General features: G+C 62.8%; 25 protein-coding genes and 1 tRNA gene. 15 read left to right on the forward strand and 11 right to left on the reverse strand.

The window, feature by feature from the left end:
• Positions 1–87 precede the first annotated feature (87 nt).
• The 6 genes from SAZ10_RS22720 to SAZ10_RS22745 all read left to right on the forward strand — a co-directional run bounded on the left by SAZ10_RS22720 (position 88) and on the right by SAZ10_RS22745 (position 6,097).
• Entirely contained in the window at positions 88–1,464 is a 1,377-nt protein-coding gene (locus tag SAZ10_RS22720; protein WP_318611667.1) for an alpha-glucosidase/alpha-galactosidase, read from the forward strand.
• 84 nt (positions 1,465–1,548) lie between these two features.
• Entirely contained in the window at positions 1,549–2,316 is a 768-nt protein-coding gene (locus SAZ10_RS22725; RefSeq protein ID WP_318611668.1) for an SDR family oxidoreductase, read from the forward strand.
• A complete protein-coding gene (locus SAZ10_RS22730; protein WP_318611669.1) occupies positions 2,313–3,260 on the forward strand; it encodes a 2-dehydro-3-deoxygalactonokinase in 948 nt (315 codons plus the stop codon). The genes SAZ10_RS22725 and SAZ10_RS22730 overlap by 4 nt, the downstream gene beginning before the upstream one ends.
• Positions 3,257–3,889 (forward strand): 2-dehydro-3-deoxy-6-phosphogalactonate aldolase, encoded by a 633-nt coding sequence (locus SAZ10_RS22735; RefSeq protein WP_318611670.1) that lies wholly within the window; start codon positions 3,257–3,259, stop codon positions 3,887–3,889. The genes SAZ10_RS22730 and SAZ10_RS22735 overlap by 4 nt, the downstream gene beginning before the upstream one ends.
• Before the next feature lie 2 nt (positions 3,890–3,891).
• A complete protein-coding gene (locus tag SAZ10_RS22740) occupies positions 3,892–4,770 on the forward strand; it encodes an SMP-30/gluconolactonase/LRE family protein (RefSeq protein WP_412535284.1) in 879 nt (292 codons plus the stop codon).
• A 265-nt stretch (positions 4,771–5,035) separates the two neighbouring features.
• The gene (locus SAZ10_RS22745; RefSeq protein ID WP_318611672.1) at positions 5,036–6,097 is read left to right on the forward strand and encodes a D-alanine:D-lactate ligase-like protein; all 1,062 of its coding nucleotides are present in this window, start codon (positions 5,036–5,038) and stop codon (positions 6,095–6,097) included.
• Here SAZ10_RS22745 and SAZ10_RS22750 read toward each other — a convergent pair.
• Positions 6,087–6,443 carry a septal ring lytic transglycosylase RlpA family protein gene (locus tag SAZ10_RS22750; RefSeq protein ID WP_318611673.1) on the reverse strand — a complete coding sequence of 119 codons (357 nt, stop codon included), beginning with the start codon at positions 6,441–6,443 and terminating at the stop codon, positions 6,087–6,089. The genes SAZ10_RS22745 and SAZ10_RS22750 overlap by 11 nt on opposite strands.
• A gap of 521 nt (positions 6,444–6,964) precedes the next feature.
• Here SAZ10_RS22750 and SAZ10_RS22755 point away from each other — a divergent pair.
• On the forward strand, positions 6,965–8,788 hold the full coding sequence (locus tag SAZ10_RS22755) for an ABC transporter ATP-binding protein/permease (RefSeq protein ID WP_318611674.1): 1,824 nt from the start codon (positions 6,965–6,967) through the stop codon (positions 8,786–8,788).
• A 313-nt stretch (positions 8,789–9,101) separates the two neighbouring features.
• Here SAZ10_RS22755 and SAZ10_RS22760 read toward each other — a convergent pair whose 3' ends face one another.
• From SAZ10_RS22760 to SAZ10_RS22770, 3 genes are all read right to left on the reverse strand, one after another.
• Positions 9,102–9,500 (reverse strand): response regulator, encoded by a 399-nt coding sequence (locus SAZ10_RS22760; protein WP_318611675.1) that lies wholly within the window; start codon positions 9,498–9,500, stop codon positions 9,102–9,104.
• Positions 9,475–9,930, reverse strand: coding sequence for a response regulator (locus SAZ10_RS22765; RefSeq protein WP_318611676.1), 456 nt, complete (start codon positions 9,928–9,930; stop codon positions 9,475–9,477). The genes SAZ10_RS22760 and SAZ10_RS22765 overlap by 26 nt, the downstream gene beginning before the upstream one ends.
• 353 nt (positions 9,931–10,283) lie before the next feature.
• Positions 10,284–10,511 carry a hypothetical protein gene (locus SAZ10_RS22770; RefSeq protein ID WP_318611677.1) on the reverse strand — a complete coding sequence of 76 codons (228 nt, stop codon included), beginning with the start codon at positions 10,509–10,511 and terminating at the stop codon, positions 10,284–10,286.
• Between the two features lie 216 nt (positions 10,512–10,727).
• On the opposite strand from SAZ10_RS22770, the gene SAZ10_RS22775 reads away from it, so the two are divergent.
• Positions 10,728–11,267: a hypothetical protein gene (locus SAZ10_RS22775; protein ID WP_318611678.1), complete on the forward strand. Its 540-nt coding sequence runs from the start codon at positions 10,728–10,730 to the stop codon at positions 11,265–11,267.
• 160 nt (positions 11,268–11,427) lie between these two features.
• Positions 11,428–11,805 (forward strand): response regulator, encoded by a 378-nt coding sequence (locus tag SAZ10_RS22780; RefSeq protein WP_318611679.1) that lies wholly within the window; start codon positions 11,428–11,430, stop codon positions 11,803–11,805.
• 185 nt (positions 11,806–11,990) lie between these two features.
• On the opposite strand, the gene SAZ10_RS22785 is transcribed toward SAZ10_RS22780, so the two are convergent.
• The 6 genes from SAZ10_RS22785 to SAZ10_RS22810 form a co-directional block, all read right to left on the reverse strand.
• A tRNA-Leu gene (locus SAZ10_RS22785) sits at positions 11,991–12,075 on the reverse strand.
• An 85-nt stretch (positions 12,076–12,160) separates the two neighbouring features.
• Entirely contained in the window at positions 12,161–12,775 is a 615-nt protein-coding gene (locus SAZ10_RS22790) for a 2,3-bisphosphoglycerate-dependent phosphoglycerate mutase (protein WP_318611680.1), read from the reverse strand.
• 349 nt (positions 12,776–13,124) lie between these two features.
• Complete coding sequence (dapB, locus tag SAZ10_RS22795) at positions 13,125–13,943, reverse strand: 4-hydroxy-tetrahydrodipicolinate reductase (RefSeq protein ID WP_318611681.1); 819 nt, start codon at positions 13,941–13,943, stop codon at positions 13,125–13,127.
• A complete protein-coding gene (locus SAZ10_RS22800) occupies positions 13,940–15,787 on the reverse strand; it encodes an ABC transporter ATP-binding protein (protein ID WP_318611682.1) in 1,848 nt (615 codons plus the stop codon). The genes dapB and SAZ10_RS22800 overlap by 4 nt, the downstream gene beginning before the upstream one ends.
• Positions 15,788–16,005: 218 nt before the next feature.
• Complete coding sequence (locus SAZ10_RS22805) at positions 16,006–17,031, reverse strand: glucokinase (protein ID WP_318611683.1); 1,026 nt, start codon at positions 17,029–17,031, stop codon at positions 16,006–16,008.
• 233 nt (positions 17,032–17,264) lie between these two features.
• Entirely contained in the window at positions 17,265–18,053 is a 789-nt protein-coding gene (locus SAZ10_RS22810) for an IclR family transcriptional regulator (RefSeq protein ID WP_318611684.1), read from the reverse strand.
• A 146-nt stretch (positions 18,054–18,199) separates the two neighbouring features.
• Between SAZ10_RS22810 and SAZ10_RS22815 the strand changes: the two genes are divergently transcribed.
• The 6 genes from SAZ10_RS22815 to SAZ10_RS22840 are packed head-to-tail and all read left to right on the forward strand — an operon-like array spanning position 18,200 to position 22,948.
• A complete protein-coding gene (locus SAZ10_RS22815) occupies positions 18,200–19,078 on the forward strand; it encodes a transporter substrate-binding domain-containing protein (RefSeq protein WP_318611685.1) in 879 nt (292 codons plus the stop codon).
• Between the two features lie 58 nt (positions 19,079–19,136).
• Complete coding sequence (locus tag SAZ10_RS22820) at positions 19,137–19,802, forward strand: amino acid ABC transporter permease (protein ID WP_318611686.1); 666 nt, start codon at positions 19,137–19,139, stop codon at positions 19,800–19,802.
• A 3-nt stretch (positions 19,803–19,805) separates the two neighbouring features.
• Complete coding sequence (locus SAZ10_RS22825; protein WP_318611687.1) at positions 19,806–20,453, forward strand: amino acid ABC transporter permease; 648 nt, start codon at positions 19,806–19,808, stop codon at positions 20,451–20,453.
• A gap of 3 nt (positions 20,454–20,456) precedes the next feature.
• Positions 20,457–21,245: an amino acid ABC transporter ATP-binding protein gene (locus SAZ10_RS22830; RefSeq protein ID WP_318611688.1), complete on the forward strand. Its 789-nt coding sequence runs from the start codon at positions 20,457–20,459 to the stop codon at positions 21,243–21,245.
• A 16-nt stretch (positions 21,246–21,261) separates the two neighbouring features.
• Positions 21,262–21,741, forward strand: coding sequence for a RidA family protein (locus tag SAZ10_RS22835; protein ID WP_318611689.1), 480 nt, complete (start codon positions 21,262–21,264; stop codon positions 21,739–21,741).
• Positions 21,734–22,948 (forward strand): aminotransferase class V-fold PLP-dependent enzyme, encoded by a 1,215-nt coding sequence (locus tag SAZ10_RS22840; RefSeq protein WP_318611690.1) that lies wholly within the window; start codon positions 21,734–21,736, stop codon positions 22,946–22,948. The genes SAZ10_RS22835 and SAZ10_RS22840 overlap by 8 nt, the downstream gene beginning before the upstream one ends.
• A gap of 143 nt (positions 22,949–23,091) precedes the next feature.
• On the opposite strand, the gene mepA is transcribed toward SAZ10_RS22840, so the two are convergent.
• On the reverse strand, positions 23,092–24,186 hold the full coding sequence (gene mepA, locus SAZ10_RS22845) for a penicillin-insensitive murein endopeptidase (RefSeq protein ID WP_318611691.1): 1,095 nt from the start codon (positions 24,184–24,186) through the stop codon (positions 23,092–23,094).
• Between the last annotated feature and the right edge of the window lie 4 nt (positions 24,187–24,190).

Genomic DNA, 24,190 nt, shown 5'->3' on the forward strand with positions numbered 1-24,190 from the left:
TCCGTTCTTGACAGTGAAACTACTTGATCGGAATAATTCTGAATAGTCAAATTGCGTTCCAAATAATGGAACTAGCTGGAGCCCGACATGAAAAGCGATCCCAAGCTTGCCTTCATCGGCGCCGGTTCGACCGTCTTCATGAAGAACATCATCGGCGACACTTTGCAGCGCCCGGCTCTTTCCGGCGCGACTATCGCACTGATGGACATCAACCCCGCGCGGCTGGAGGAATCGGAGATTGTCGCCCGCAAGCTGGTGAAATCGCTCGGTGCGTCGGCAAAGGTCGAGACCCATACTGATCAGAAGAAGGCGCTCGCCGGCGCCGATTTCGTAGTGGTCGCCTTCCAGATCGGCGGCTATGAGCCGGCAACCGTCATCGACTTTGAGGTGCCCAAACGCTTCGGCCTGAGGCACACCATCGCCGATACGCTCGGCGTCGGCGGCATCATGCGCGGGCTGCGCACCGTGCCGCATCTTTGGAAGATCTGCGAGGACATGCTCGAGGTCTGTCCGGATGCGGTGATGCTGCAATACGTCAACCCGATGGCGATCAACACCTGGGCGATCGCCGAGAAATACCCAGAGATCAAGCAGGTCGGACTGTGCCACTCGGTGCAAGGCACGGCCGAGGAGCTTGCCCGCGATCTCGACATCCCGATCGAGGAAATCCGCTATCGCGCGGCGGGCATCAACCATATGGCTTTCTATTTGAATTTCGAGCATCGCCAGCCGGATGGCTCGTACAGCGATCTCTATCCGGCGCTGCGCCGCGGCTATCTCGAAGGGCGATTCCCGAAGCCGAGCAGCTGGAACCCGCGCTGCCCCAACAAGGTGCGCTACGAGATGCTGATGCGGCTCGGCTATTTCGTCACCGAGAGCTCCGAGCATTTCGCCGAATACACGCCCTATTTCATCAAGGACGGCCGCGAGGACCTGATTGAGAAGTTCGGCATCCCGCTCGACGAATATCCCAAGCGCTGCATCGAGCAGATCGAGCGGTGGAAGACCCAGGCCGAGGAGTATCGCAACACCGACACGATCGAGGTGAAGTCCTCGCGCGAATATGCGTCATCGATCATGAACTCGGTGTGGACCGGCGAGCCGTCCGTCATCTACGGCAATGTGCGCAACAACCAGTGCATCACCTCGCTGCCTGCCGCCTGTGCGGCGGAGGTGCCCTGCCTCGTCGACCACAACGGCATTCAGCCGACCCATGTCGGCGCGCTGCCGCCGCAGCTCACGGCACTCATCCGCACCAACATCAACTTGCAGGAGCTCACTGTAGCGGCGCTTGTGACGGAGAACCCGGAGCACGTTTATCACGCGGCCATGCTCGACCCGCACACGGCGGCCGAGCTCGATCTCGGCCAGATATGGGACTTGGTGGATCAGCTCGTCGCCGCGCATGGCGACTGGCTTCCCGAGTGGCTGCGCCCGAAAACCCGCAGAAAAGCCGCAGTCTGACCGGGTCCATCGACGGGGCTTTACGTCGCGGCCTTTCTCGTTCAAGGGCTGCGCACCGAAATAGAGGATTGGGGAGATGCCGGCATGATGCCATCCGCGAAATTTGCTGACCTCGAAGGGGCCTCGGTGCTGATCACCGGCGGCGGGTCGGGCATCGGCGCGGCGCTTACGGAAGGCTTCATGCGCCAGAAAGCAAAGGTAGCCTTCATCGACATCGCTGAAGGGCCGAGCAACGCGCTCGCCGACCGGCTCGAAAACGAGCTGGGCGCTCGGGCGCTCTTCATCAAGGCCGACCTGCGCGACATCGAGGCCCTGCGTGCGGCCGTGGCAAAGGCGGCCGCCGCACATGGGGACGTCACCGTCCTCGTCAACAATGCGGCGCTCGACGACCGCCACGCGGTGGAAGACGTTTCCGTCGAGTTCTGGGACAACAACCAGGCGATCAACCTGCGCCCGCAATTCTTCACCGCGCAGGCTGTGGCGCCGGGTATGAAGAAGGCGGGCCGCGGCTCGATCGTCAACTTCACCTCGACCTCGTTTCTCATCAATCACCCGGACTTGCCGTCCTACACGGCGGCCAAGGCCGGTGTCATCGGCCTCACCAAAGGCCTTGCCGGGCGGCTCGGCCGCGACGGCATCAGGGTGAATGCCATCGCGCCGGGCTGGGTGATCACCGAGCGGCAGCAGGCGCTTTGGGTGACCGAGGAGGCGCTTGCCGCCCATGTCGCCAAGCAGAGCATCAAGGAAGTGATGCGGGCCGACGATCTCGTCGGACCGGTGCTGTTCCTCGCCTCCGACGCCTCGCGCATGCTGACGGCGCAGACGCTGATCGTGGACGGAGGCTATCTGTGACGCAACCCGCGCCGGCTTTCGCAGCGGTCGACTGGGGCACCACGCGCTTTCGTGCCTGGCTGCTCGATGAAGCCGGCGAAGTCATTGCGGAACGGCGCAGCGAAGAGGGTCTTCTCTCTCTGTCGCGCGACCGTTTCGCGGAGGTGCTCGAAGGTCATCTCGAGGCGATGGGCGCAGATTCCTCTCTGCCGGTGGTGATCTGCGGCATGGCGGGATCGCGGCAGGGCTGGATCGAGGCGCCCTATGTGCCGACCCCTGCGTCGCTTGCAGAGATCTTCACGAGCGCCGTTGCGGTGCCGGGAACCAGACGGGACGTCCGCATGGTGCCGGGAGTGGCGCAACGCGACCCCGCCCGGCCCGACGTGATGCGCGGCGAGGAGACGCAGCTTGCCGGCGTCGCCGGACTTCATAAGGGCGATGATCTCATCGTCTGCATGCCCGGCACCCATTCGAAATGGGTCGAGCTCGAGAGCGGAGCAATCAAGCGCTTCTCGACATGGATGACGGGCGAACTTTTCTCCGTCTTGGCCGGGCATTCGATCCTGCGCCATTCCGTCGGCGCAGAGCCTGCCCGCGTAGCGCCCGGCGACGCCGTCTTCGGCGCCTGGCTCGACGACGGACTGGCCAATCCGGGCGATGCCGCCTCGCGGCTCTTTCGTATCCGCGCGTCGACGCTGCTCCTCGACATGCGGCCTGCCGAGGCCTCGGCAGCTCTGTCGGGCCTGCTGATCGGCAGCGAGGTCGCCTCGGCGAAGGGCATGTTCGGTGAGCAGAAGAAACTGGTCCTCGTCGTATCCGGCCCGCTTGGCGACCTCTATTCGGAAGCCTTGAAGCGCGCCGGCTTCTCGGCGACGCTGGTCGATGCCGATACGGCCGCGCGCCGCGGACTGGCCGAGGCCGCGCGGCGCAACTTCCTCGACGGCACGCGAAGGAAAGAAGCATGAGCGCGTCCTGGCCTAAGCTGAAACGCGACATCGTCGCCATCCTGCGAGGCCTTCAGCCGCATGAGGCGAAGGCCGTCGGCCGCGCCGTGTTCGAAGCCGGCATCGAGGCGATCGAGGTGCCGCTCAACTCGCCCGACCCGTTCCGTTCGATCGAGACGATCATAGAGGAATTGCCCGGGACCGCATTGGTCGGCGCCGGCACGGTTCTGACGGTTGCCGACGTCAGCCGGCTGGCAGATGCCGGCGGCAGGCTTCTGGTTGCGCCGAATGTGGATGCCGACGTCCTTGCCCGCGCCGCCGAGCTGTCGATCGTCACCATGCCCGGCGTCTTCACGCCGACTGAGGCTTTTACCGCAATCAAGGCGCAGGCGTCGGCGCTGAAATTCTTTCCGGCGAGCGTGCTCGGACCGAAAGGCATTGCCGCAATCGGCGCGGTGCTTCCGAAAGACGTGGTGGTCGGCGTGGTCGGCGGCGTCTCGGAAGCCGATTTCGCCGACTTTGCCAGGATCGGCGTCAGGACCTTCGGCCTCGGCTCGAGCCTTTACAAGCCCGGCATGAGCGCGGCCGATGTGGGCAACCGGGCAAAGGCGGCAGTCGCGGCTTGGGACAGCGTTTTCGGAGAGGGATGAACATGGCAGCCGAAGGGGCAACGATTTTCTCGGATGTGGTCTGCGAGCTTGGCGAAGGCCCGGCTTACGATCCGGCAACCGGCAAGCTCTTCTGGTTCGACATCGTCGGCAAGAAGCTGCTCGAGAAGAAGTTTCCGGACGGGCCGACCATCGTTCACGATCTGCCGGTGATGGGCAGCGCCATCGCGACGATCGACGCGGAACGCCAGCTGCTCGTCGCCGAGGACGGCCTCTATGTGCGCGACATCAAAACGGGCCGGCTCACGCTGCACACTGCGCTCGAAGCCGACAATCCGCTCAACCGCTCGAATGATGCGCGCGTGCATCCCTCGGGTTCCTTCTGGATCGGCACAATGGCCAAGGACGAGGGTTCGCCGGCCGGTGCGATCTACTGGTTCTCGAGGGGCGAGATCCGCCGGCTCTATGACAAGATCACGGTGCCGAACTCGATCTGCTTCTCGCCGGGTGGCGCGACCGCCTATTTCACCGGCAAGCGCCCCAACATCATCCATCGTGTGGATTGCGATCCCTCGACTGGCTTCCCGATCGGCGAGCCGAACGTGTTCGTGGACAGCAAGGATGCCGATGGCTGGGTGGACGGTTCCGTCGTCGATGCCGACGGGGCGTTGTGGAACGCCCGCTGGGGCGGCGCGCGCGTCGACGCCTATTCGCCGGCCGGCCAGCTCGTCCGCTCCATTCCGGTGCCGGCGCAGCAATCCTCCTGCCCGGCCTTCGTCGGGCCGGACGCGTCGCGGATCGCCGTCACATCCGCCTGGAAGGGCAAGGACGCCGCGGCACGCGCCATCGACCCCGAAGCCGGCAAGACATTCCTGCTCGACATAGAGGTGCGCGGCCGCTTCGAGCCGAACGTGCAGATTTGAGCTGCGCCTATCGCATCGGCGTCTTGCCGAGGTCGAATTCGCGCTAGCTTTGATTGAACAGAAGGCCATTCTCGGCGTGGCTAGCGGGTTCTGCAAATCGCGGGACGCAGGCGCTGCCCCTCACCCTTACCCTCTCCCCGTTAAGGACGGGGAGAGGGGGTGATCGACGTTGGCGCCCCCCTCTCCCCGTCCTTACGGGGAGAGGGTAAGGGTGAGGGGCAGCGCCAACCTGAAAGCAGAAGGCTTTAAAGGGGGGCAAATAACCATGGCCGAGCAGCGAGGCGAACTCCTTCTCGTCTACGAGCCCGAGGCAGCCTGCCAGGCGCGCCTTGTAGCCGACGGCTATCCGCCTCAGCGTGCGCTGGAGATAACCTCCTACCTCGCGCAATCGACCGATCTCGCGCTGGAATTCGCCGAGATTGCCGACGAATGCAGTAAGCTTGGCATGGCCTTCACGCCGGTCGAGCTGGACCAAGCCGCCGCCCTCGCCAGACGCGACCCGGCGCACACGCTGGTATGGACGCTGACTGACGGCATTGCCTATTTCCGCGGCGGCGCCGCACCTGCGCTAGCCCGGCTGGGCGGCTTCCGCACGATCGGCTCCGACGACACGCTGTTCGCGCTGTGCCAGGACAAGTTCCGGTCCGGCGCGGTGCTGAGCGCGCTTGGCCTGCCCTCGCCCGAATGCGGCCTGGCACTGAACGGGAAATGGATCGCGCCGCCGCCGCCTTCGCGTGCAGGGTGGTTCGTGAAGCCGAACCGCCTCGGTTCGAAGATCGGCATCTGGCCGGACTCCAGATGCGCCGAACCGGATTACGCGCTGGAACTCAGCCGTCGGGTGTTCAACGGCTACCGGGATGCCGTGGTCGTGCAGCCCTATGTCGCCGGCCGCAACGTTCGAGCCAGCTTCCTTGCGGCGCAGCCTGATGCGGGTGTCGACCGGCTCGGCATCTTCTTCGTCGATTCCGGCAGCGACTTCCAGACGATGGAAGACAGTCTCGCGCTCTACGGCGAGACGGGTGCGGCCGCCAAGGCCGGAGGGCGCTACACCGAGCCGACGCTGGTCGCAGTCTGCGAGGCCCAACCGGCCGCAGCCGAGCGGATCAGACAGATCGCCGCCGTGCTGATGAACGGTCTCGGCCTGAAGGACGTGTTCTCGGCCGACTTCCGCGTCGAAGGTGACGACACGGTGCACCTCATCGAATTCGAGGTCTGCCCCGGCCTGCCCTGCTTCGACTTCCGCGCCTATTGCCGCGCCGAATGGGGCCTGAGCCTCGCCGCTGCGATCGCCGCGGCCGCTGCGGCGAGGCTTCCCCCTAAAACCTGATCATGCAGACGCTGGTGTGGCCCGACGAGACGAAGCCGAGCTGCTGAGCAGCGCCGCGTGAAACATCGAGGATGCGACCCCTCACGAACGGGCCGCGGTCGTTGATGCGAACGACGACGGTACGACCGTTGCTCTGATTGGTGACCTTGACCTTTGTGCCGAGCGGCAAGCTCCGATGAGCCGCTGTCATGGCGGATGGGTTCATGCGTTCGCCGGAAGCAGTCCGGGAATGCAGCGCATACCAGGAGGCGCGGCCGCACTGGGCTGAAGCAGGCAGCGCGGAGGCAGCAAGCACCAGGCCCGACGCAAGCGCGAGGCCTGAAGCCGCGAGGGCTTTGTTCGACATTGGGTGTCCCACTCTCCGTTTGACAATTAGAGCGGGTAGGGCGAATTGTGGCAGTGGATGTGACAGACCAGCGGCGGTTCCGTGGCGGAGCCGACACGTTTCGTGACAAGACGAAACAGTTCGTAAGGTGATCTTGGGGAAGATCGTCTACAAATTGTTTTAACATTTTATTAGCGATTGGTCGTCGGATTCTCGCCCGTATCGCAGGACGCGCGAACTATTGCACAGATTATCTTTTGCGCGCTCGGGCTCTCTGGTGATTACAGCGATCCCGGTTGAGGGGAGGCCAGCTTCACCCCCGGCGAGCTTGCTCGGCCCCGCCATGTCGGAGCTTGCCATGTCCGCCCTCGGTTCGTTTTCCCCGTCATTCGTTCGCGGCAGGATTGATGGCGCTGGCGATCGGAACAGGTTGCCCGGGCTTCGCGGGCATTCCATATCGAGGGTGATCGCTCCTGCCGGACTCCGCCCGTCGGACTCCGCCCGGGTGCCGGTCAGTCCAACCCAGGAAAGGATCCGCATCGATGGCGGACAAGATGAACGCCAAGGCCGATCCCCAGGCGAAGGCCTTGGATCCCCGCGCCATGGGAGAAGACAGTTTCTTCGATCAGCTGATGATGATGCGCCGCGCCTTCATGGCTTCCCCTGTCCGCAACGTCCTGATTGGGCTCGGCTTGGGGATCCTCGTCATCGTAATAGCGACGGCGGTCGGGCAGGTCATGCTCAACCGCTGGAACCAGCCCTTCTACGATGCGCTTGAAAGGCGCGATCTTCACGCGTTTTTCCACCAGCTTATGATCTTCGCCTGGATCGCGGGCTGCTTGCTGATCCTCAACGTCACCCAGACCTGGCTGAACCAGATGCTCCGCATCAAGCTGCGCGAGGGTCTGGTTGGCGACCTGATAAGCGTGTGGATGCAGCCGCGGCGCGCGTTCCGGCTCGCCAATGCCGGCGCGATCGGCGTCAATCCCGACCAGCGCCTGCATGAGGATGCGCGTCATCTCACCGAGTTGTCGACCGACCTCGGGGTAGGGCTGCTGCAGGCCACCATCCTGCTCGTCAGCTTCGTCGGCGTGCTATGGTCGCTGTCGTCAGGCTTCGTGTTCCACATTTCCGGCCGCGCGTTCGAAATACCGGGCTACATGGTCTGGGCAGCCTTTATCTATGCCGGCACGGCCTCGTGGCTCTCCTGGCTGGTCGGGCGACCATTGGTCAGGCTGAACAGCGACCGATATGGCCGCGAAGCCGACCTGCGCTTCTCGCTGATGCGCGTCAACGAGCACGTCGATGCGATCTCGCTCGCCGGAGGCGAACAGGATGAAAGGCGCCGGCTCGAGCTCGATCTGGGCTCGGTTCTGCTGGCGACCCGGCAAATACTGATCGCAACGGTAAGGCTGACCTGGGTCACGGCGAGCTATGGCTGGATCACCGTCGTCGCACCCTTCATCATCGCCGCGCCGATCTATTTTGCCGGCGACCTGACCTTCGGTGGCCTGATGATGGCGGTCGGTGCATTCAATCAGGTGCACGCCGCACTCCGCTGGTTCGTCGATAATATCAGCAGCATCGCCGACTGGCGCGCGACCCTTTTGCGCGTGACGGCCTTCCGTTCGGCCATCGTGAAGATCGATGAGCTGCACGAGGTCGAGAAGCGGATCGCTTTCACGGAAGCGGCCGACAGCCTGGTCTTCGATCACGTCGAGGTCGCGTCCCAATCCGGATGCACCAGGCTCACCGAAGCCCATGTCGAGATAGCTCCGACCGAACGCGTTTGCGTGACCGGCGCGCCCGGAGCGGGAAAAACGCTCTTCTTCAGAGCGATCGCCCGCCTCTGGCCGTGGGGAAGCGGAACCATAGGCCTGCCGACCGGCGAGCCGGTGACCTTCATCCCGCGCACACCCTATTTCCCGCGCGGAACGCTGCGGGAAGTGCTCTCCTATCCGCGCGGAATGGAGGCCTTTGCCGAGGCCGATCTCACCGCCGCGCTCGCCAAAGTCGGCCTCAGCCGCCTCGCCGCCAATCTCGATCACCTGGCGCGCTGGGATCGCGAGCTCAGCGACGACGATCAGCGGCTGCTGGCATTTGCCCAGCTTCTTCTGCACAAACCGCGATGGGTGGTCATCGACGAGGCATTCGATACGCTCGAGGCCGACACATGCAGTCTGATCTTCTCTGCGCTCGATGAGGAGATGCCGGATTCCGCGCTCGTCAATATCGGCCGGGTCGACCACAGCCATTTCTTCAAACGCAAGCTGCACCTCGCCTTCGATCCGAAGGGTCGCACACTGAAGCCCTACCGACGCGGCAGCGTCATGCCGGAACGGGCCGCAGCGGCGGCTGACGCGTGACAGCCTCGCTGGTTCGTGAAAGGGTAGTGCAACAAGCTAAGCAGTGAGGGGAGGGGCTGCGTGCCAACATCGGTGCCTGTCGAACCAGATCGATCTCCGCCACAGCTCGTCTCGAACGGCTATGCGCTCGACCCCAGCCGTGCACCGTCTGGCCGGCTGGCGGCGAGCGATCCCTCGGAGCCGCCGCATGTCCTCTCCGCACGCTACGGGGAAGGAGCAACCACTGGAGCTTGATATGCTTTGAGGGGGCCTGCCCTCGAAGAAGCGACGGGCCGAACGACGCGTATGCCGACTTGGCGTTCTCCTCCAAGATCTACGAGCGATCCGATCCACCTCTCAGCCGCTTGATATGGTCCACGACCGTGGCGGGATCATATGGTTTCGCCAGATGGGGCCCCTCCTCGCAAAGATCACCTGCGGCGCTCGCCGTCCGCTCGACAGCCGAAGAGAGTATCACCTTCACGTCAGGCATGTTTTGACGAACCCAACTCGCTAGCTGGAAACCATTCATTTCCCCCGGCAGGTCGACGTCAGAGAGGATAATGTCGACGTCGAAACCTTCCTGGTTCAATGCTTGCTCTGCCTCCCACGCGTTTACCGCTTCTATGACCCGGTAGCCGCACTGGCGCAGGTAGTCCGCAATGACCGTCCGGGTGATCACATCACCGTCTACGACCAGAATTGTCTCAGGCTGCTGGTTGGGTGCCTCCATCGTTGGGGGAACGCTGAGCGTCTTGCCCGGTTCCGTCGACCAGCTCGTCCAGTTGCTTCACCAGCAGCTCCGGGGCAGCCGGCTTCGTAAAGAAGGCGTCCCAGAGAGATAGCTCCTCAACGCTCGGCTCGTAGTGGCCCGACATCACGGCAACTCTCACAGCCGGTCGTTCTCGCCTGACCCAACCTGCCAATGTTGTGCCGTCCACCGCCCCCGGCATCCTGACGTCAGTAAGGACCAGGCCGACCACAATGGTGGAGCGGAGAAAATGGATCGCCTCTTCCCCGGACGCGGCCTCATAGACCGTCCAGCCAGCGCGTCGAAACGCATCGGCCAGGTCCAAGCGGATCAGGAACTCGTCTTCCACGAGGAGAACGGAGGGCGCCAAGCGGTCTGCTGCCGGGCTCCCCGCAGCCGAAATTTTGGGCATACACCTCTCCATCCCCAACCGTCCCAACTGCTTGGGGTCGCAAAAGGTTCCCCTTTTCGACAAACCAAGTATCACTGCCCCCAACCAACAGCGGCCGCAGGATCGGATGCGGGACAATGACGGTCTGGGAAACTGGCTGCTCCCGTCTCACAGAATGGTTATGTCCGTTGACCAGATCGTCCGTTGAACGATGTCAGCTCTTACAGCCTGAAGGTTCAAGCTACAGGGACGGGGTGCCCGGCTCATTCGACGTCGATCAGTCTCTGAGGAAAACTCGCGCTAAAGATTTCTCGAAGCTGGCCAACCCCACGATCTTGCGTTGGCGCGTCTCAGGGATGGGCCGGAAGGCAAAGTCAGCTCTGGTCCGATCTGCTCTCGTCGCTAATCACCCCAAACTCCTGAGACTTGGAGCCAATTCCAGCCGTCAGAAAGCCTTCTGCAGCCAACCCGCGTCTCAGCAACTCCCGAACTGCAGCGGCACGGCTCGGCATATGTCTGCTGAACCGCCAGTTCTCAACCGCCTGCAATTCATCAGCACTGAGCATGATCTGCAAGCGCTCTGGGCGTTCGAGGTCAGCCATTGCAGCCCTCCAAGGCGTCGAATGAGTAGTAGACGCCGTATGAGTAAACCTAGTGAACGGCATATTTCACTTCAAGAGAGGCGAAAGCGTGGAGTGCTGCTGACGCTGACTAGACTATGACGTAGCAGAGGCCGCAAAAGGGTTATTCTACTAACTATTTGATTTTGCTATTATTTTTTCGATATCCTCTTGCCAACCGGAGGAAACGAGTTCATCATGAATGATGGTGATGTTCCTCACTGCTATAGGGAGGCAGCTATGCTCCCGCCTTCATCCAAACTGATTTCAGACATCTCCAACGGCGTGGCAGAGGCTGCCAGGCTGCATGGTGTGGTTCGTATCGCGGCGGTAGCCGAGGAGGTGCGCTGTCGAAACGTCCACGAGAATATTGCCCTCGAAGACATCGAGAGCATGGTGCTTCACCACGCCCAGCAACGTGGACTGCACTGCGCGTTGGACGGCCTGACGATCATTGTCGACAGCGCTCCGGCGATCGAACCCCCGGGAATGGCGGCCGAGATCTTGCTCCAAGAACTCATTGGCATCGCCACCCCGGAGCAACTTCAAGTTCTGACCACGATGCTCGAAGAGCATTGCGGTGCTGCCGACATCGAACCTGGAACGCCAGCTTATGAGCAGGTGGGCCGACGAATAATGGCGCTGTTCAACAACGGCGTTGTTGAGACCGAGGATTTGGCGGCAGCACTTTGTGGCAAAGACGGGCTCGGGCTGCGGCACGCAAAGCCATTTGGCTAGCGCCTTTGCCTGGAAAGTGTAGCACACCTGCGGCCGGCCGGCGAAAAGCTCGTCTCGCTGTGGGCGAGGTGGTCGCGCAAGAGAGCAGGCTGGAGCCAGCGCGTGTCAGCGCGCGCCTGAATTGAAAGGCGGTGGACCCGCCAGAGCAGGGGAGTTGTTCGTGTTGTCGAACCAGCCGCTTCGCCGTGAACTTGCGGGCCGCCGTGTGCTGGTTGTCGAGGACGAGTACCTGATTGCCCTCGACATCGGCGAAGCACTGGAGAACGCTGGTGCCCAGGTCGTGGGACCGGCCGGTACCATCATCAAGGCAGCCACCCTTGTCCGCGAGAATGGGTTCGACATTGCGGTGGTTGACGTGGCGCTGCAGGATGGCGACGCGTATCCGGTTGTTGATGCGCTGCAAGCCGCGGACATACCGGTGTTGTTCTTGACCGGGTACGAAAGGTCGGGCCTCCGTCGGGAGTACCGGACCCTTCCTCATCTCACGAAACCCTTCCAGTACACAGATTTCATCAAGACGCTCGCCGACCTGATTTAGCGGAGGACTGTGGCAGCGAAGGACAGTTCGCGCGGTCGGCGAAGGCATTGTCAGCCCGCCGGCTCCAGCGTGCGCTTCACCTGGATTGCCACGGGCAGTGGCTCCTACGTGTATATCGGGATGTACAGAAGGGACCCGTATGATACCGAGGCCGTTTTGGGAAACCTGGCGTATCGCCAAGTTGATGGTGCCCAGAAGAGGACTCGAACCTCCACGCCTCGCGGCACAGGTACCTGAAACCTGCGCGTCTACCAATTCCGCCATCTGGGCCGACGGGCGCTGATGTAGGCGGGCGGGCTGCGGGTGTCAACGCGGTTTTTGCTGCACTGCGCAGAACACCCGACTTTAGTTGATTTTAGAGGATTTCCTTCGACTTCAGCGTCGAGTCGGAATTGAGCTGGTAAATCATCGGCACGCCGGTGCCGAGCTCGAGCTTGACGATCTCCTCGCCCGACATGCCCTCCAGCGCCATGATCAGCGCGCGCAGCGAATTGCCATGAGCGGCGATCAGCACGGTCTCGCCGCGCAATGCATGCGGCTGGATCTCGTGCATGTAATAGGGCCAGACCCGTGCGCCGGTGTCCCTGAGGCTCTCGCCGCCCGGCGGCTGGACGTCGTAGGAGCGGCGCCAGACATGGACCTGCTCCTCGCCCCACTTCTCTCGCGCGTCATCCTTGTTGAGGCCGACGAGATCGCCATAGTCGCGCTCGTTGAGCGCCTGGTCCTTGATGGTGGTGAGCCCGCTCTGCCCGACCGCATCCAGAATCCGCTGGCAGGTCACCTGCGCCCTGGAGAGCGCCGAAGTATAGGCGATGTCGAATTTGAAGCCGCGCTCGGCGAGCTTCTTGCCGGCGTCATTCGCTTCCTTGATGCCTTGCTCGGAGAGCCCGACATCGCGCCAGCCGGTGAACAGGTTCTTGAGGTTCCATTCGCTCTGGCCATGGCGGACGAGGACGAGGGTGCCGGACATTTTCCTGATCTCTGCGCTTGGAGTGGGTTTGGGAGGATAGCGCGCCAACGCATAATGGCCAGTGCTGCGACTGTCGAGCCTGGACTCGGCTCAGCCTGGCGCGTTCTGCAAATCGCTTGACGCCGGCGCTGCCCCTCACCCTTACCCTTACCCTCTCCCCGTAAGGACGAGGAGGGGGCGGCGACGTTGGCGCTTCGCCCCTTGGAACTAAAAATCTGACTGGCCAGGAAAACAATTCGCTACGCTGGTGACCCCTCTCCCCGTCGTTCACGGGGAGAGGATACAGGTGAGGGGCGGCGCCGACCTGGAAATGGAAGGCTCTAGCTGTGAGCCGTCAAAGCCTCTTGCCTCACCTTCCGGTCAGCCCGAGCACGTCGCGCATCGAATAGAGGCCGGGCTTCTTGCCGCGCGCCCAGAGCGCGGCCTTCACCGCGCCGCGGGCGAAGATGCCGCGATCCTCGGCCTGGTGGGACAGAGTGATGCGCTCGCCGGTCCCGGCGAAGATCACCTCATGCTCGCCGACCACCGAACCGCCACGCAGCGTGGCGAAGCCGATCGCGCCGGTCGGGCGCACCCCGGTATGGCCGTCGCGCGACCGCACGCTGTTCTCGGCAAGCGCGACAGCGCGCCCGGCCGCTGCGGCCTCGCCGAGTAGCAATGCCGTGCCCGAGGGCGCATCGACCTTGTGGCGGTGGTGCATTTCGAGGATCTCGATGTCGAAATCGCGCGGGTCGAGCGCCTTCGCCGCCTGCTCGACGAGCGCGGCGAGCAGGTTAACGCCGAGGCTCATATTGCCTGATTTTACGATCGTGGCGTGGCGCGCCGCGGCAGCGATCTTCGCGTCGTCATCTGCCGTGCAGCCGGTCGTGCCGATGACATGGACGATGCGGGCCTGCGCGGCATAGCCGGCGAACTCGACGGTGGCAGCCGGCGTGCTGAAGTCGAGCACCCCCTCGGCCTTGGCGAAGGCCGGCAGCGGATCGTCTGAAATCGGCACGTCGATCGCGCCGACGCCGGCGATCTCGCCGGCATCCTTGCCGAGATGTGGCGAGCCGGGCCGCTCGATCGCGGCTGCAACGGTGACGCCGTGGGTGGTATGGATGGTGCGGACCAGCGCCTGGCCCATGCGGCCGGCCGCTCCGACCACCACGAGACGCATGTCGGTCATCTCTTGTTCCTCCTGGCGCTCCCCGCGGCGGCGATGGGTGCGACCTTGAGGTCGTCGACGAGCCCCAGGCCCTTGTCGCTCTGCACGCCGTGGAACCGGGCATAGGTGCCTTGCGGGTTGGCGATCAGCTCGTGATGCGTGCCCTCCTCGACAAGCTTGCCATGGGCAAGCACGACGATGTGGTCCGCATTGATGACGGTGGAAAGGCGATGTGCGATCACGATCGTCGTGCGGCCCTTCATCACTTCGGCGAGCGCAGCCTGCACCCGCGCTTCCGATTCATTGTCGAGGGCAGAGGTCGCTTCGTCGAGCACGAGGATCGGCGCGTTGCGCACGATGGCCCGGGCGATCGAAAGGCGCTGGCGCTGCCCCCCGGAAAGCGTGACGCCGTTTTCGCCAACCATGGTCTCGTAGCCGCGCGGCTGGCCGCGGATGAACTCGTCAGCCTGCGCGATCCGCGCCGCTTCCTCCACTTCGGCGTCGCTCGCGTCGGGGCGGCCGTAGCGGATATTGTCGCGGATCGTGCCTTCGAACAAATAGGGCTGCTGCGAGACATAGGCGATGGAGCGGCGGAGCGAGTCCTTGCTGACCTCCGCGATGGCCTGCCCGTCGACCAATATGCTGCCGCCGGAGAGGTCGTAGAAGCGCTGCAGCAGAGCAACCAGCGTGGTCTTGCCGGCGCCCGAGCCGCCGACGATCGCCGTCGTCTTTCCGGCTGCCGCCGTGAAGCTCACATCCTCGAGCACAGGCGTGCCCTGGTGATAGGCGAAGGTCACATGGTCGAAACGGACTTCCGCGGCGCTGACCGCGAGCGGCCTGGCGCCGGGCATGTCGCGCTGATGCGGCTGCAGATCGAGGATCTCGTAGATCATGCGGGCATTGACCAGCGAACGCTCGAGGCCGACCTGAACGCGCGCCAGCCGCCGGGCCGGGTCGTAGGCCAGAAGCAGCGCGGTAATGAAGGCGAACACCGCGCCGGGCGGCTGGTCGCCATAGAGCGCCCGGTAGCCCGCATAGGCGACGACGCCTGCGACGGCAAAGCCGGCCAGCACCTCGGCGATCGGCGACACACGCTCGGCGACCCGCGCCATCTTGTTGGCCTGGTGCTCGGCGTGCGAAATCAGCCCAGCCATCTTGGCCGACAGCTCGTTCTCCATTGTGAAGGCTTTCACGATAGTGATGCCTTGCGTGGCTTCCTGCATGGCGCCGATCAGCCGCGAGTTCACTTCGACCGATTCACGCGTAATCCGCCTCAGCCGCCGCATCAGGTAGTTGACGGTGAAGACAAGCGGCGGGCCGATCATGAAGGCGATAATCGAGAGCAGCCAGTCCTGCACCACCATGACCACGATCAGCGAGACGAGCGACACGAGGTCGCGCGCGACCGAGGTGATCGTCATGCCGAGCAGGTCGCGTATGCCGGTGACGTTCTGGTTGATCTGCGCCGCGAGATGGGCGGAGCGATGCTCGTTGAAGAAGCCGACGCCGAGCTTCATCAGGTGGTCGAACAGTCGCTGCTGATAGCGCGCGACGAGGTTGTTGCCGACCTTCGCGAGCACCACCGACTGGCCGTAGGTGGCGAGCCCGCGAATGACGAAGGCGACGACGATCGCGCCGCAAATGAGTGCGATGAGATCTGCCCGGCGGCGGTAGAAGATCTCGTCGACCACGTCGCGCATGATCCAGGCGCTGAAGGCCGTGGTTGCGGCAATCGCCAGAAGGCAGCCGATGGCGAAAAGGTAGTGCGGGATATATTCGCGGCCATTCTCGGCGAGCACGCGCCGGATCACCGAGATGATCTCGCCGGGGTCCCTGCCCGGTCTTTTTGGTCTTGCGGAATTCAAATGCGGGCTCGGCCCTTCAAGGCGTTGCAACTCGGGAGACCGATCGGCGCTCCTGTTGCGGCTTCTATTAGCGGGATCGTTCTGTCTTGCCTAGAGCGGGATGAATTGGACCGGAGTCGTTCATTCTGCGCTAGCTATTTGTTTTTTCATCCAAAAACTCTGCAGCTTTTTCGGAATCATGCTCTGTCCCGCTGGCGGAATAGGCTTGCCCCGTTGCATTATTGCGACGACCAGTGCCTGCCCTTGGTCTGAATGCTGAACTCCTCGGGCCGGCGCGCGAACTCGGCAAGGCCGGCAAGTGCCGCCAGCGGGTGGGTGATCACGTAGATCGGCATGGCGCGCATCATGGCCGCGTGGGGCGCCTTGTCCTCGAAGGCGATGCGGAAATTGTTGGCCTTCAGCGCCGGCACGATCTTCTGGGCGATGCCGCCGGTCAGGAAGACGCCGCCATGGCTCTTGAATACCAGAGCAAGGTCGCCAGCCGTTCGTCCGAGGCAGGTCACGAAGAAGGACAAGGCTTCCTCCGCAATCGGGTCGGATTTGGCGAGCGCAGCCGCCGTGATCTCCGCGGGGAGCGTGAAGCGGGCCGTCGCATTGCTTGCCGCGGCGACGGCCCGGTAAGCGTTGACGAGCCCGCGCCCGCTCAGAATCTGCTCGCCGGAGATGCGGCCGTCGATCTTCTCCAGATGCGGAAATATCTCGAGGTCGCGAGGACTGCGCGGGCCGATATCCATATGACCGCCCTCGCCGGGGACAGGAATCCAGCGGCCGCAGGCTCGGATCAGCCCGGCGACGCCCAGGCCGGTCCCGGGGCCCAGCACCACACGGCCCGCTTCCGGCACGGCTTCGCCGCCGCCGATTTTCTCCATGTGTTCGGGGCCGAGCGCCACGACAGCGAGTGCCTGCGCCTCGAAATCATTGAGCACGACGACGTCGGACACGCCTGTCGTTGCCAGCATTTCGCGCGGCTTCACGACCCAGGGGCAGTTTGTGAGCGGAATATGGTCGCCATTGACCGGCCCCGCCACCGCAAGCACGGTCGAACGCGGCCTGACAGTGGTTGCAGTCAGGATCGCATCGCGGATCGCATTGTCGATCGTCGGGTGATCGGCCGTCCGCACATTGGGGAACTCGATCGACGGGGAGCCAACATCGGGCAGAATCGCGAAGCGGGCATTGGTGCCGCCGATATCGCCGATCAGAATCGGAAATTGCAGGTCAGCCTCGCCGGTCCCGCTGGTCATTTCCTGTTCATCCCTTGCTTGCGTCCCAATGCGCCGGCACTCAGGCGTTTTCGCGTCCGATGATGGCTTCGGCAGCGGTGCGGTTCAGCGCCATCCCTGTCTCGTGGATGGTGGCGAGCCGCATCGATGCCTTAGACATGCACGTCATGAGGCAAGGTCGTCAAAGGATCAATGAAGAAAATCAGCTGGCTCGTACGCTCTCGCGTCCTTCTCATGCCTCGCCAACGCGCAGGCTAGCCGGCTTCCGAAGGATCTTTGAGGCCCGCCAAGGACAATGTCTTCGATGCCTCGATCAGCCTTGCTTCCAAATCGTTCTTCTTTTCTTCCGGAATGTCGATCGGCAGCACGAAGCAGATCGTCGCCTCCACAGAGCCCGAGTGATTGATGATCGGCGCTGCCAGACACTGGGTGAAGCTGTTGATCGTGCCAATCGTCCTCGCAATGGGACGATCCCGGCAAGCATGGCATTCAGCGACAAAAGCGTCCAGATCGACCGGTGCGCCGTTCGGCATCCTGCGGTCCTCCGGATCGAGAATCGCATCGATCTCCGCCAGCGACATATGCGACAGCATCAGTCGGCCTGATGCCGTCCACGGGATCGGGATCTGAGATCCGATCTCCGAACTGATCCGCAGCGGGCGCGAGCCGGGGCGGGCATGGACGATGACCTGCTTGCCGCGCAGCCTTGTGCAGAATTCGCTTGTCTCGCCGGTTTCTTTCGCGAGCCCGTCCACCATCTCCCGGCCGCGAGCCATGATATCGTTGGCCCGCAGGTAACTCGCCCCATAGAGATGCATCAGTTTGCCGAAATAGACCTGGCCGTCCTTGCCCCTAAGTTCGAGCAGTCCTGATTCGACCAGGATGTTGACCAGGTCATAGATCGTCGACTTCGGAGCAGCCAAGGCTTGCGGCAATTCGGCAAGCCGTGCTGGGCCGCCATTGGCCTGCAGGAACGAGAACAGCTTCAGGACCCTGTCGATTCCACGCTCTCGCGGCCCTCGGGCAACGCGGGTTTTAGCCACGCGACCATCCATGCCTGCTCCCCAATGCCCGTTGCCAATACACCTGCAGTGATGTATCGTCCTAAATATAAGAGTCTAGTCCAGTATATAAGACTTGGCAAGCCGGAAAGGCTATGAGGGAACTTGTTGACAATGCGGAGGTATCAATGACAGCAGGCACAGAACGTCGCGATTTCCTGAAGTTGGGACTGGGTGGAGCGGCGCTTGGCGCAGCAGTCGCCTCGGTTGCGCTGAACCCGAAAGAGGCAGCCGCGCAGGCGGCTGGCGACAGCCTCTTGCGGACCGTGCTGGACAGGGGACACCTGATCGTCGGCACGGGCAGCACGAATGCGCCGTGGCATTTCGAGAACGATGCCGGCGAGCTCGTTGGCATGGACATCACCATGGGGCGTATCATTGCGCAGGCCCTGTTCGACGATCCGACCAAGGTGGAGTTCGTCAAGCAGGACGCTCAGCAGCGCATCCCCAACATCGTCACCGGGAAAGTGGATATCACGCTCCAGTTCATGACGATTTCCGGTGCCCGGGCTCAGCTGATCAACTTCACGCGCCCCTATTACGTCGAAGGCGTCGCTCTCATGACGCAGCCGGATTCGCCGGCAAAGACCTATGACGAGCTGAAAGCCAAGGGCAGCGGCGCTCGGATCGCCATCCTGCAAAACGTCGATGCCGAAACGACCGTGCACAAGGTGCTGCCGGAAGCTGAGGTGATGCAGATCGACACCCAGGCCAACGTATTCCAGGCACTCGACTCGAACCGTGCCGACGCTTCGGCGGTCGACCTTTCCAACGTTCGCTGGCTGGTTTCAAAGAGCCCAGACCGTTATTTCGATGCGGGCAAGCAGTGGAACTCCATGCTCTATGGCGGCGGTGTCAGGCAGGGTGATCTGGACTGGCTGCAGTTCGTCAACACCGCCTTCAATATCGCGATGTTCGGCCATCAGAACGAACTCTACGATAAAGCTTTCAAGGACTACTTCGGCATGGAGCCGCCGGAGCGCAAGCCGGGCTTCCCGACGATCTGACTGAAGCAAGCCCGGCCGCCAAAGGCTCGCCGGGCTTGCTCAAGTCAAGCAAGCCTGAATGAATTATCACCTCAATTTCAACCTGATCTGGCGGCATTTCGACAAGCTCTGGCAGGGGCTCGTCTTGAGCCTCGAGCTTGCCGTGCTGTCTATACTGATCGGCGCGATCATCGGGCTGGCGCTCGCCATCTGGTACGTCTCCGCCGGCCGGATCGTCAGGTCAGTGATTTCGGCCTATGTCGAATTCATCCGCAACGTGCCGCTGATCCTGCTTGTCTATATCGTCTTCTACGGCATCCCCACCGTCGTGGACTTCGCGTATAGCGCAACTGTCTCGTTCGTAGGCACGCTGTCGCTTTATGCAGGCGCCTACCTCGTTGAAGTCTTCCGGTCCGGCCTGGATGCCGTGCCGCGCGGGCAGATCGACGCCGGCAAGGCGATCGGCCTCACACCGCTGCAACGCCTGCTCTATGTGCGGCTCCCGACGATGACGCGCATCACGCTTCCGGCGCTGTCGAACACCTTCATCTCGCTGTTCAAGGACACATCCGTAGCGTCCGTCATCTCGGTGCCCGAGCTGACTTATGGGACGCAATGGATCAACTTCAACACGTTTCGCATCGTCGAGGTCTATATCGTCACGACCGTCATGTACCTGATCACCGGCTACGGAATTCTGTTCGGCTTACGCCAGATGGAACGCCGCTTCAGCGTGGAGCGCTGATCCATGTCAGCGGTCATTTACGCACTTCCCTTTCTCCTGAAGGGGCTCTTGATCACCCTTTGGGTGTCCGCCCTCGTCGTGATCTTCTCCCTGGCGAGCGGCGTGATCCTCGGCGTCGGACTGGTCTATGGCCCGCGACCTGTCCAATGGATCGTGAGGCTTTTCAGCGACTGCATCCGCGGCATTCCGATCCTGGTGCTGATATTCGTCGTCTATTACGGCTTCCCGCCTCTGGGCATAAACATCGACGCGTTCTGGGCCGGCGTGGTCGCGCTGACCTTGTTCAAGGCCGCCCAGGTCATCGAATATGTGCGAGGCGCCATCTCGTCGATCCCGAAGGGACAGATGGAAGCCGGCAAGGCGATCGGCTTGACCTTTGTGCAGCGCCTCCAATCGGTGATCTTCCCGCAAGCTATCCGCCGTTTCCTCCCGCCCTGGATCAACGGCGTGACGGATGCAGTCAAGGGCAGCGCGTTGATTTCGCTGCTCGGCATCGTCGATCTCATGCAGTCCATCAACGAGGTCATCGGACGGACGTATCACGCAATGCCGCTCTATCTGCTCGGCGCCTTTCTCTACTTCGCGATCAACTATTCCCTGTCGCTGACCAGCCGGGTCGTTGAACGGCGCTTCGCATATATTCGGGACTGAACAATGGACGCAAACGAACGGCCGCTTCTCAGAATAGAGAACCTGGAGAAGTCATTCGGAAAGGTGAGCGTCCTCGAGGGCGTCGGCATGACTGTCCGCAAGGGGGAGGTCGTTTCCATCATCGGACCTTCCGGTAGCGGCAAGACTACCCTTCTGCGCTGCGTGAACTTTCTCGAGGCCTACGAGCGCGGCTCGATCCAGATCGATGGCCAGGAGGTGGGATTTCGCGACAGCGACAACCGCAAGCGACGTGGCGAAACGGATCTTGCACGCATGCGCGCCGAAACCGGCATGGTTTTCCAAAGCTTCAATTTGTTCCCGCACCTGACCGCGGCCCAGAACGTGATGCTCGGACTTGTAAAGGTGCGCAGGAGATCGAAGAAGGAAGCGCGGGAGATCGCCGAGAACTGGCTAAGGCGCGTCGGCCTCGCTCACCGCATCGACAGCTTGCCGTCGGAGTTGTCGGGCGGCCAGCAGCAACGCGTTGGCATTGCGCGCGCCGTGGCCATGGATCCGAAGATATTGCTGCTCGACGAAATCACTTCTGCGCTCGACCCGGAACTGGTCAGCGAGGTCCTGGACGTGGTGCGGCAGTTGGCGGAAGAAGGCATGACCATGCTCATGGTCACGCACGAAATCGCCTTTGCCCGCGATGCCAGCAATCGCATCGTGTTCATGGATAACGGCAAGATATCAGCCGAAGGGCCGCCCAAGGAGCTGATGGCACAGGCCGGCTCCAACGAAAGGCTGGATGCTTTCCTGTCGCGTTTCAGAACCAGCCATTTGCATTAACAAAGTCAGGGCCGTCATGTCTCCCCATCACCGGATCGCCGCGCTCGATCTCGAACTTCTGCCGGCGCCTACGCCGATCGGTACGTTCCGCAATGTGCTGCAGGTCGGCAATATTCTCTATGTGTCGGGTCAAGGGCCGCTCGACGCCGACGGTATCCTTCACAAGGGCAAGGTAGGTCGCGACGTCAGCGTCGAGATGGCATATCAGCATGCCCGGCTTACAGGTCTGAACATCCTGTCGGTCCTGGCCGAACATCTTGGCGACCTCAAGCGTGTGAAGCGCTTCGTGAAGCTCCTGGGCTTCGTCAACGCGACACAGGACTTTCAAGACCATCCTCGCGTCATCAATGGCTGCTCCGACTTTCTGGTCGAGGTGTTCGGTGAAGATGGCGTGCACGCCCGATCCGCCATCGGCGTCGCATCCTTGCCCAACAACATCACGGTCGAGGTCGAGGCGATCGTCGAAATTCTCCCTGAAGGAAACAGCAATGGATAGTCGCTCCGACTTCGCCGATGCCAGGCGCAACCAGACGATCCGTGAACGTCTGGGTCTGCGTCCGATCATCAACGTGTCAGGAACCATGACGGCGCTTGGCGCCTCGATCATCGTGCCGGAAGCCATCCGGGCAATGGCCGAGATCGCGCCGCAATTCGTCGAAATGGATGATCTGCATCGCGCCGCGAGCAAGGTCGTTGCCCGCCTGACGGGCGCCGAGGCCGGCTTCATCACGGCCTCTTGCGCCAGCGGCATATCGCTGGCCATCGCCGGCGCGATAACCGGCACCAATCTGCTGGCGATCGAGCGCCTGCCGGATGTCTCGGCCGGCCTGAAGGACGAGGTCATCGTCCAATACGGCCATATGGTCAGCTTCGGCGGCAATATAGATCAGGCAATCAGGCTCAGCGGTGGCAAGGTCGTCCAGGCCGGAACGGTCAGCGTCGTCAACGATTACCATGTCGCCGACGCAATCACGGAAAGGACCGTTGCCGGCCTCTACGTGGTGTCGCATCACACCGTTCAATACGGCATGCTTCCGCTTCCGCAGTTTGCCGAAATCTGCCATGCCGCCGGCGTTCCGGTCATCGTCGACGCCGCCTCCGAATACGACCTGCAAGGCTTCCTGAAACAGGGAGCCGATATCGTCATCTATAGCGGGCACAAATTCCTTGGCGGGCCAACCACGGGCATCGTTGCCGGCCGCAAGGATCTCGTCAGGGCAGCTTTTCTGCAAAACCGCGGCATCGGCCGGGGCATGAAAGTCGGCAAGGAAAGCATCGCCGGCGTCATCGCTGCCTTGGAGGCGTGGGAAAATCGCGATCACGCCGGCATCAGAAAGCGCGAGACGGCAGCCCTTGCGCTCTGGCATCAAACACTCTCTGGATTGCCGGGCATCAAAGCGGAGATCGTGCCGGATCCGACCGACAATCCCCTCGATCGTCTACATGTCTCGGTGATGCCGGAATCAGGATACACGGCGGCTGGGCTCGCCAAGGCGTTGTCCCTGGCCGAGCCACCGATCATCGTGCGCAACCACGAGGTCGAACGCGGCCATTTCTATCTTGACCCGTGCAATCTGCATGAGGGCGAAGCGGAATTGGTCGCCGAAGGGCTGAAGAGCGCGCTGAAGGCAAATCCCAAGCCGGACTATGCGCTCATGACACCGAGCAAGAACAGCCGGTCAGTGCTTCGCTGGCCGGATTAGGAGCGTTCTGTTTTCGGGCTGGCGCTGCCCCTCACCCTTACCATCTCCCCGTTTTTCACGGGGAGATGGTAAGGGTGAGGGGCAGCGCCGACGTCGAGCGAATTGCAGAAGGTTCTAGGGTGCGCGCCCCTCCTTACGGATGGTCACCGCTCCGGCCGAGGCCTCGGCAGTGGAGCCTTGACTTTTGGCGTCGCGGTGAAGGCGCTGACGGGCACGGATGGGACCGTCGGACCAGGCTGCGCCGCCACATCCGAGCTCGCGCTGCCGGGCTCTTCCGGATCCGCCACCGGAGCGGCGGCGGTCGTGGTCACGCCATTGCCGCCGATCGTGACGGATGCCTCGGAGACCGGAGCCGGCGCGTCGAGCACGGCTCGACATTCTTTCGGCAGGCTTGCCATCGTCATGATGTCGCGTGGCCGCGGCTTTTGCGGGCCCGTTGCCGGGCGCCACGGCTCTTCGGTGAACCACCAGGCGAGCTGCTTGCCGCAGCCCTCGTCATCGGGCGGCGGGTCCTGGGGCTTGCAGCCCATCGAATCGGGCTGGCATTTGATACGGACGTGGAAATGATAGTCGTGGCCCCAGAACGGCCTGATCTTCTTCAGCCAGGAACGGTCGCCGGTCACGGTGTCGCAGAGCTTCTTCTTGATGCCGGGATGGACGAAGATCCGCTCGACCTCAGGGTAGCTCGCGGCACGCTTGAGCAGTCTCATATGGGCCGGGGTCCACAGCCGGTCGTCGACAGTGAGCCCGCCCTTCCTGATCATCGACACGGCGCTCATGTTCTCGCGCTCCGCCGCGGTGAGCCTGCGATCCGGCATGGGCGTGAGCCAGATATCCGCGTCGAGCCCGATCTGATGCGAGGCGTGGCCGGTGAGCATCGGGCCGCCGCGCGGCTGCGAGATGTCGCCGACCAGCAGGCCCGGCCAGCCGTCGGCGGTTGCTTCCTTCGACAGCCGTTCGATCAGCTTGATCATCGTCGGATGGCCCCAGCGCCGATTGCGCGACAGCCGCATCGCCTGCCAGGTGGCCCCGTCGGTCGCGATCGCCACGCCGCCGCTAAAGCAGCCCTTGCTGTAGAAGCCGAAGGATTGCGGCTTGGACACGGCCGGCAGCTTCTCTGCGCCGAACAGGTCCTTGGCGAGCGGCTCCTTGGTCAGCGCCACGGACGAGGGGTAGATCACCGCGGCGACGGCTGCGAGAACAGCGGCGACGCGCACCAGCCTGGCCATCCCTTTCATCGTC

Source organism: Mesorhizobium sp. BAC0120 (genome assembly GCF_033542235.1).
Taxonomy (GTDB): Bacteria; Pseudomonadota; Alphaproteobacteria; order Rhizobiales; family Rhizobiaceae; genus JAWRCU01.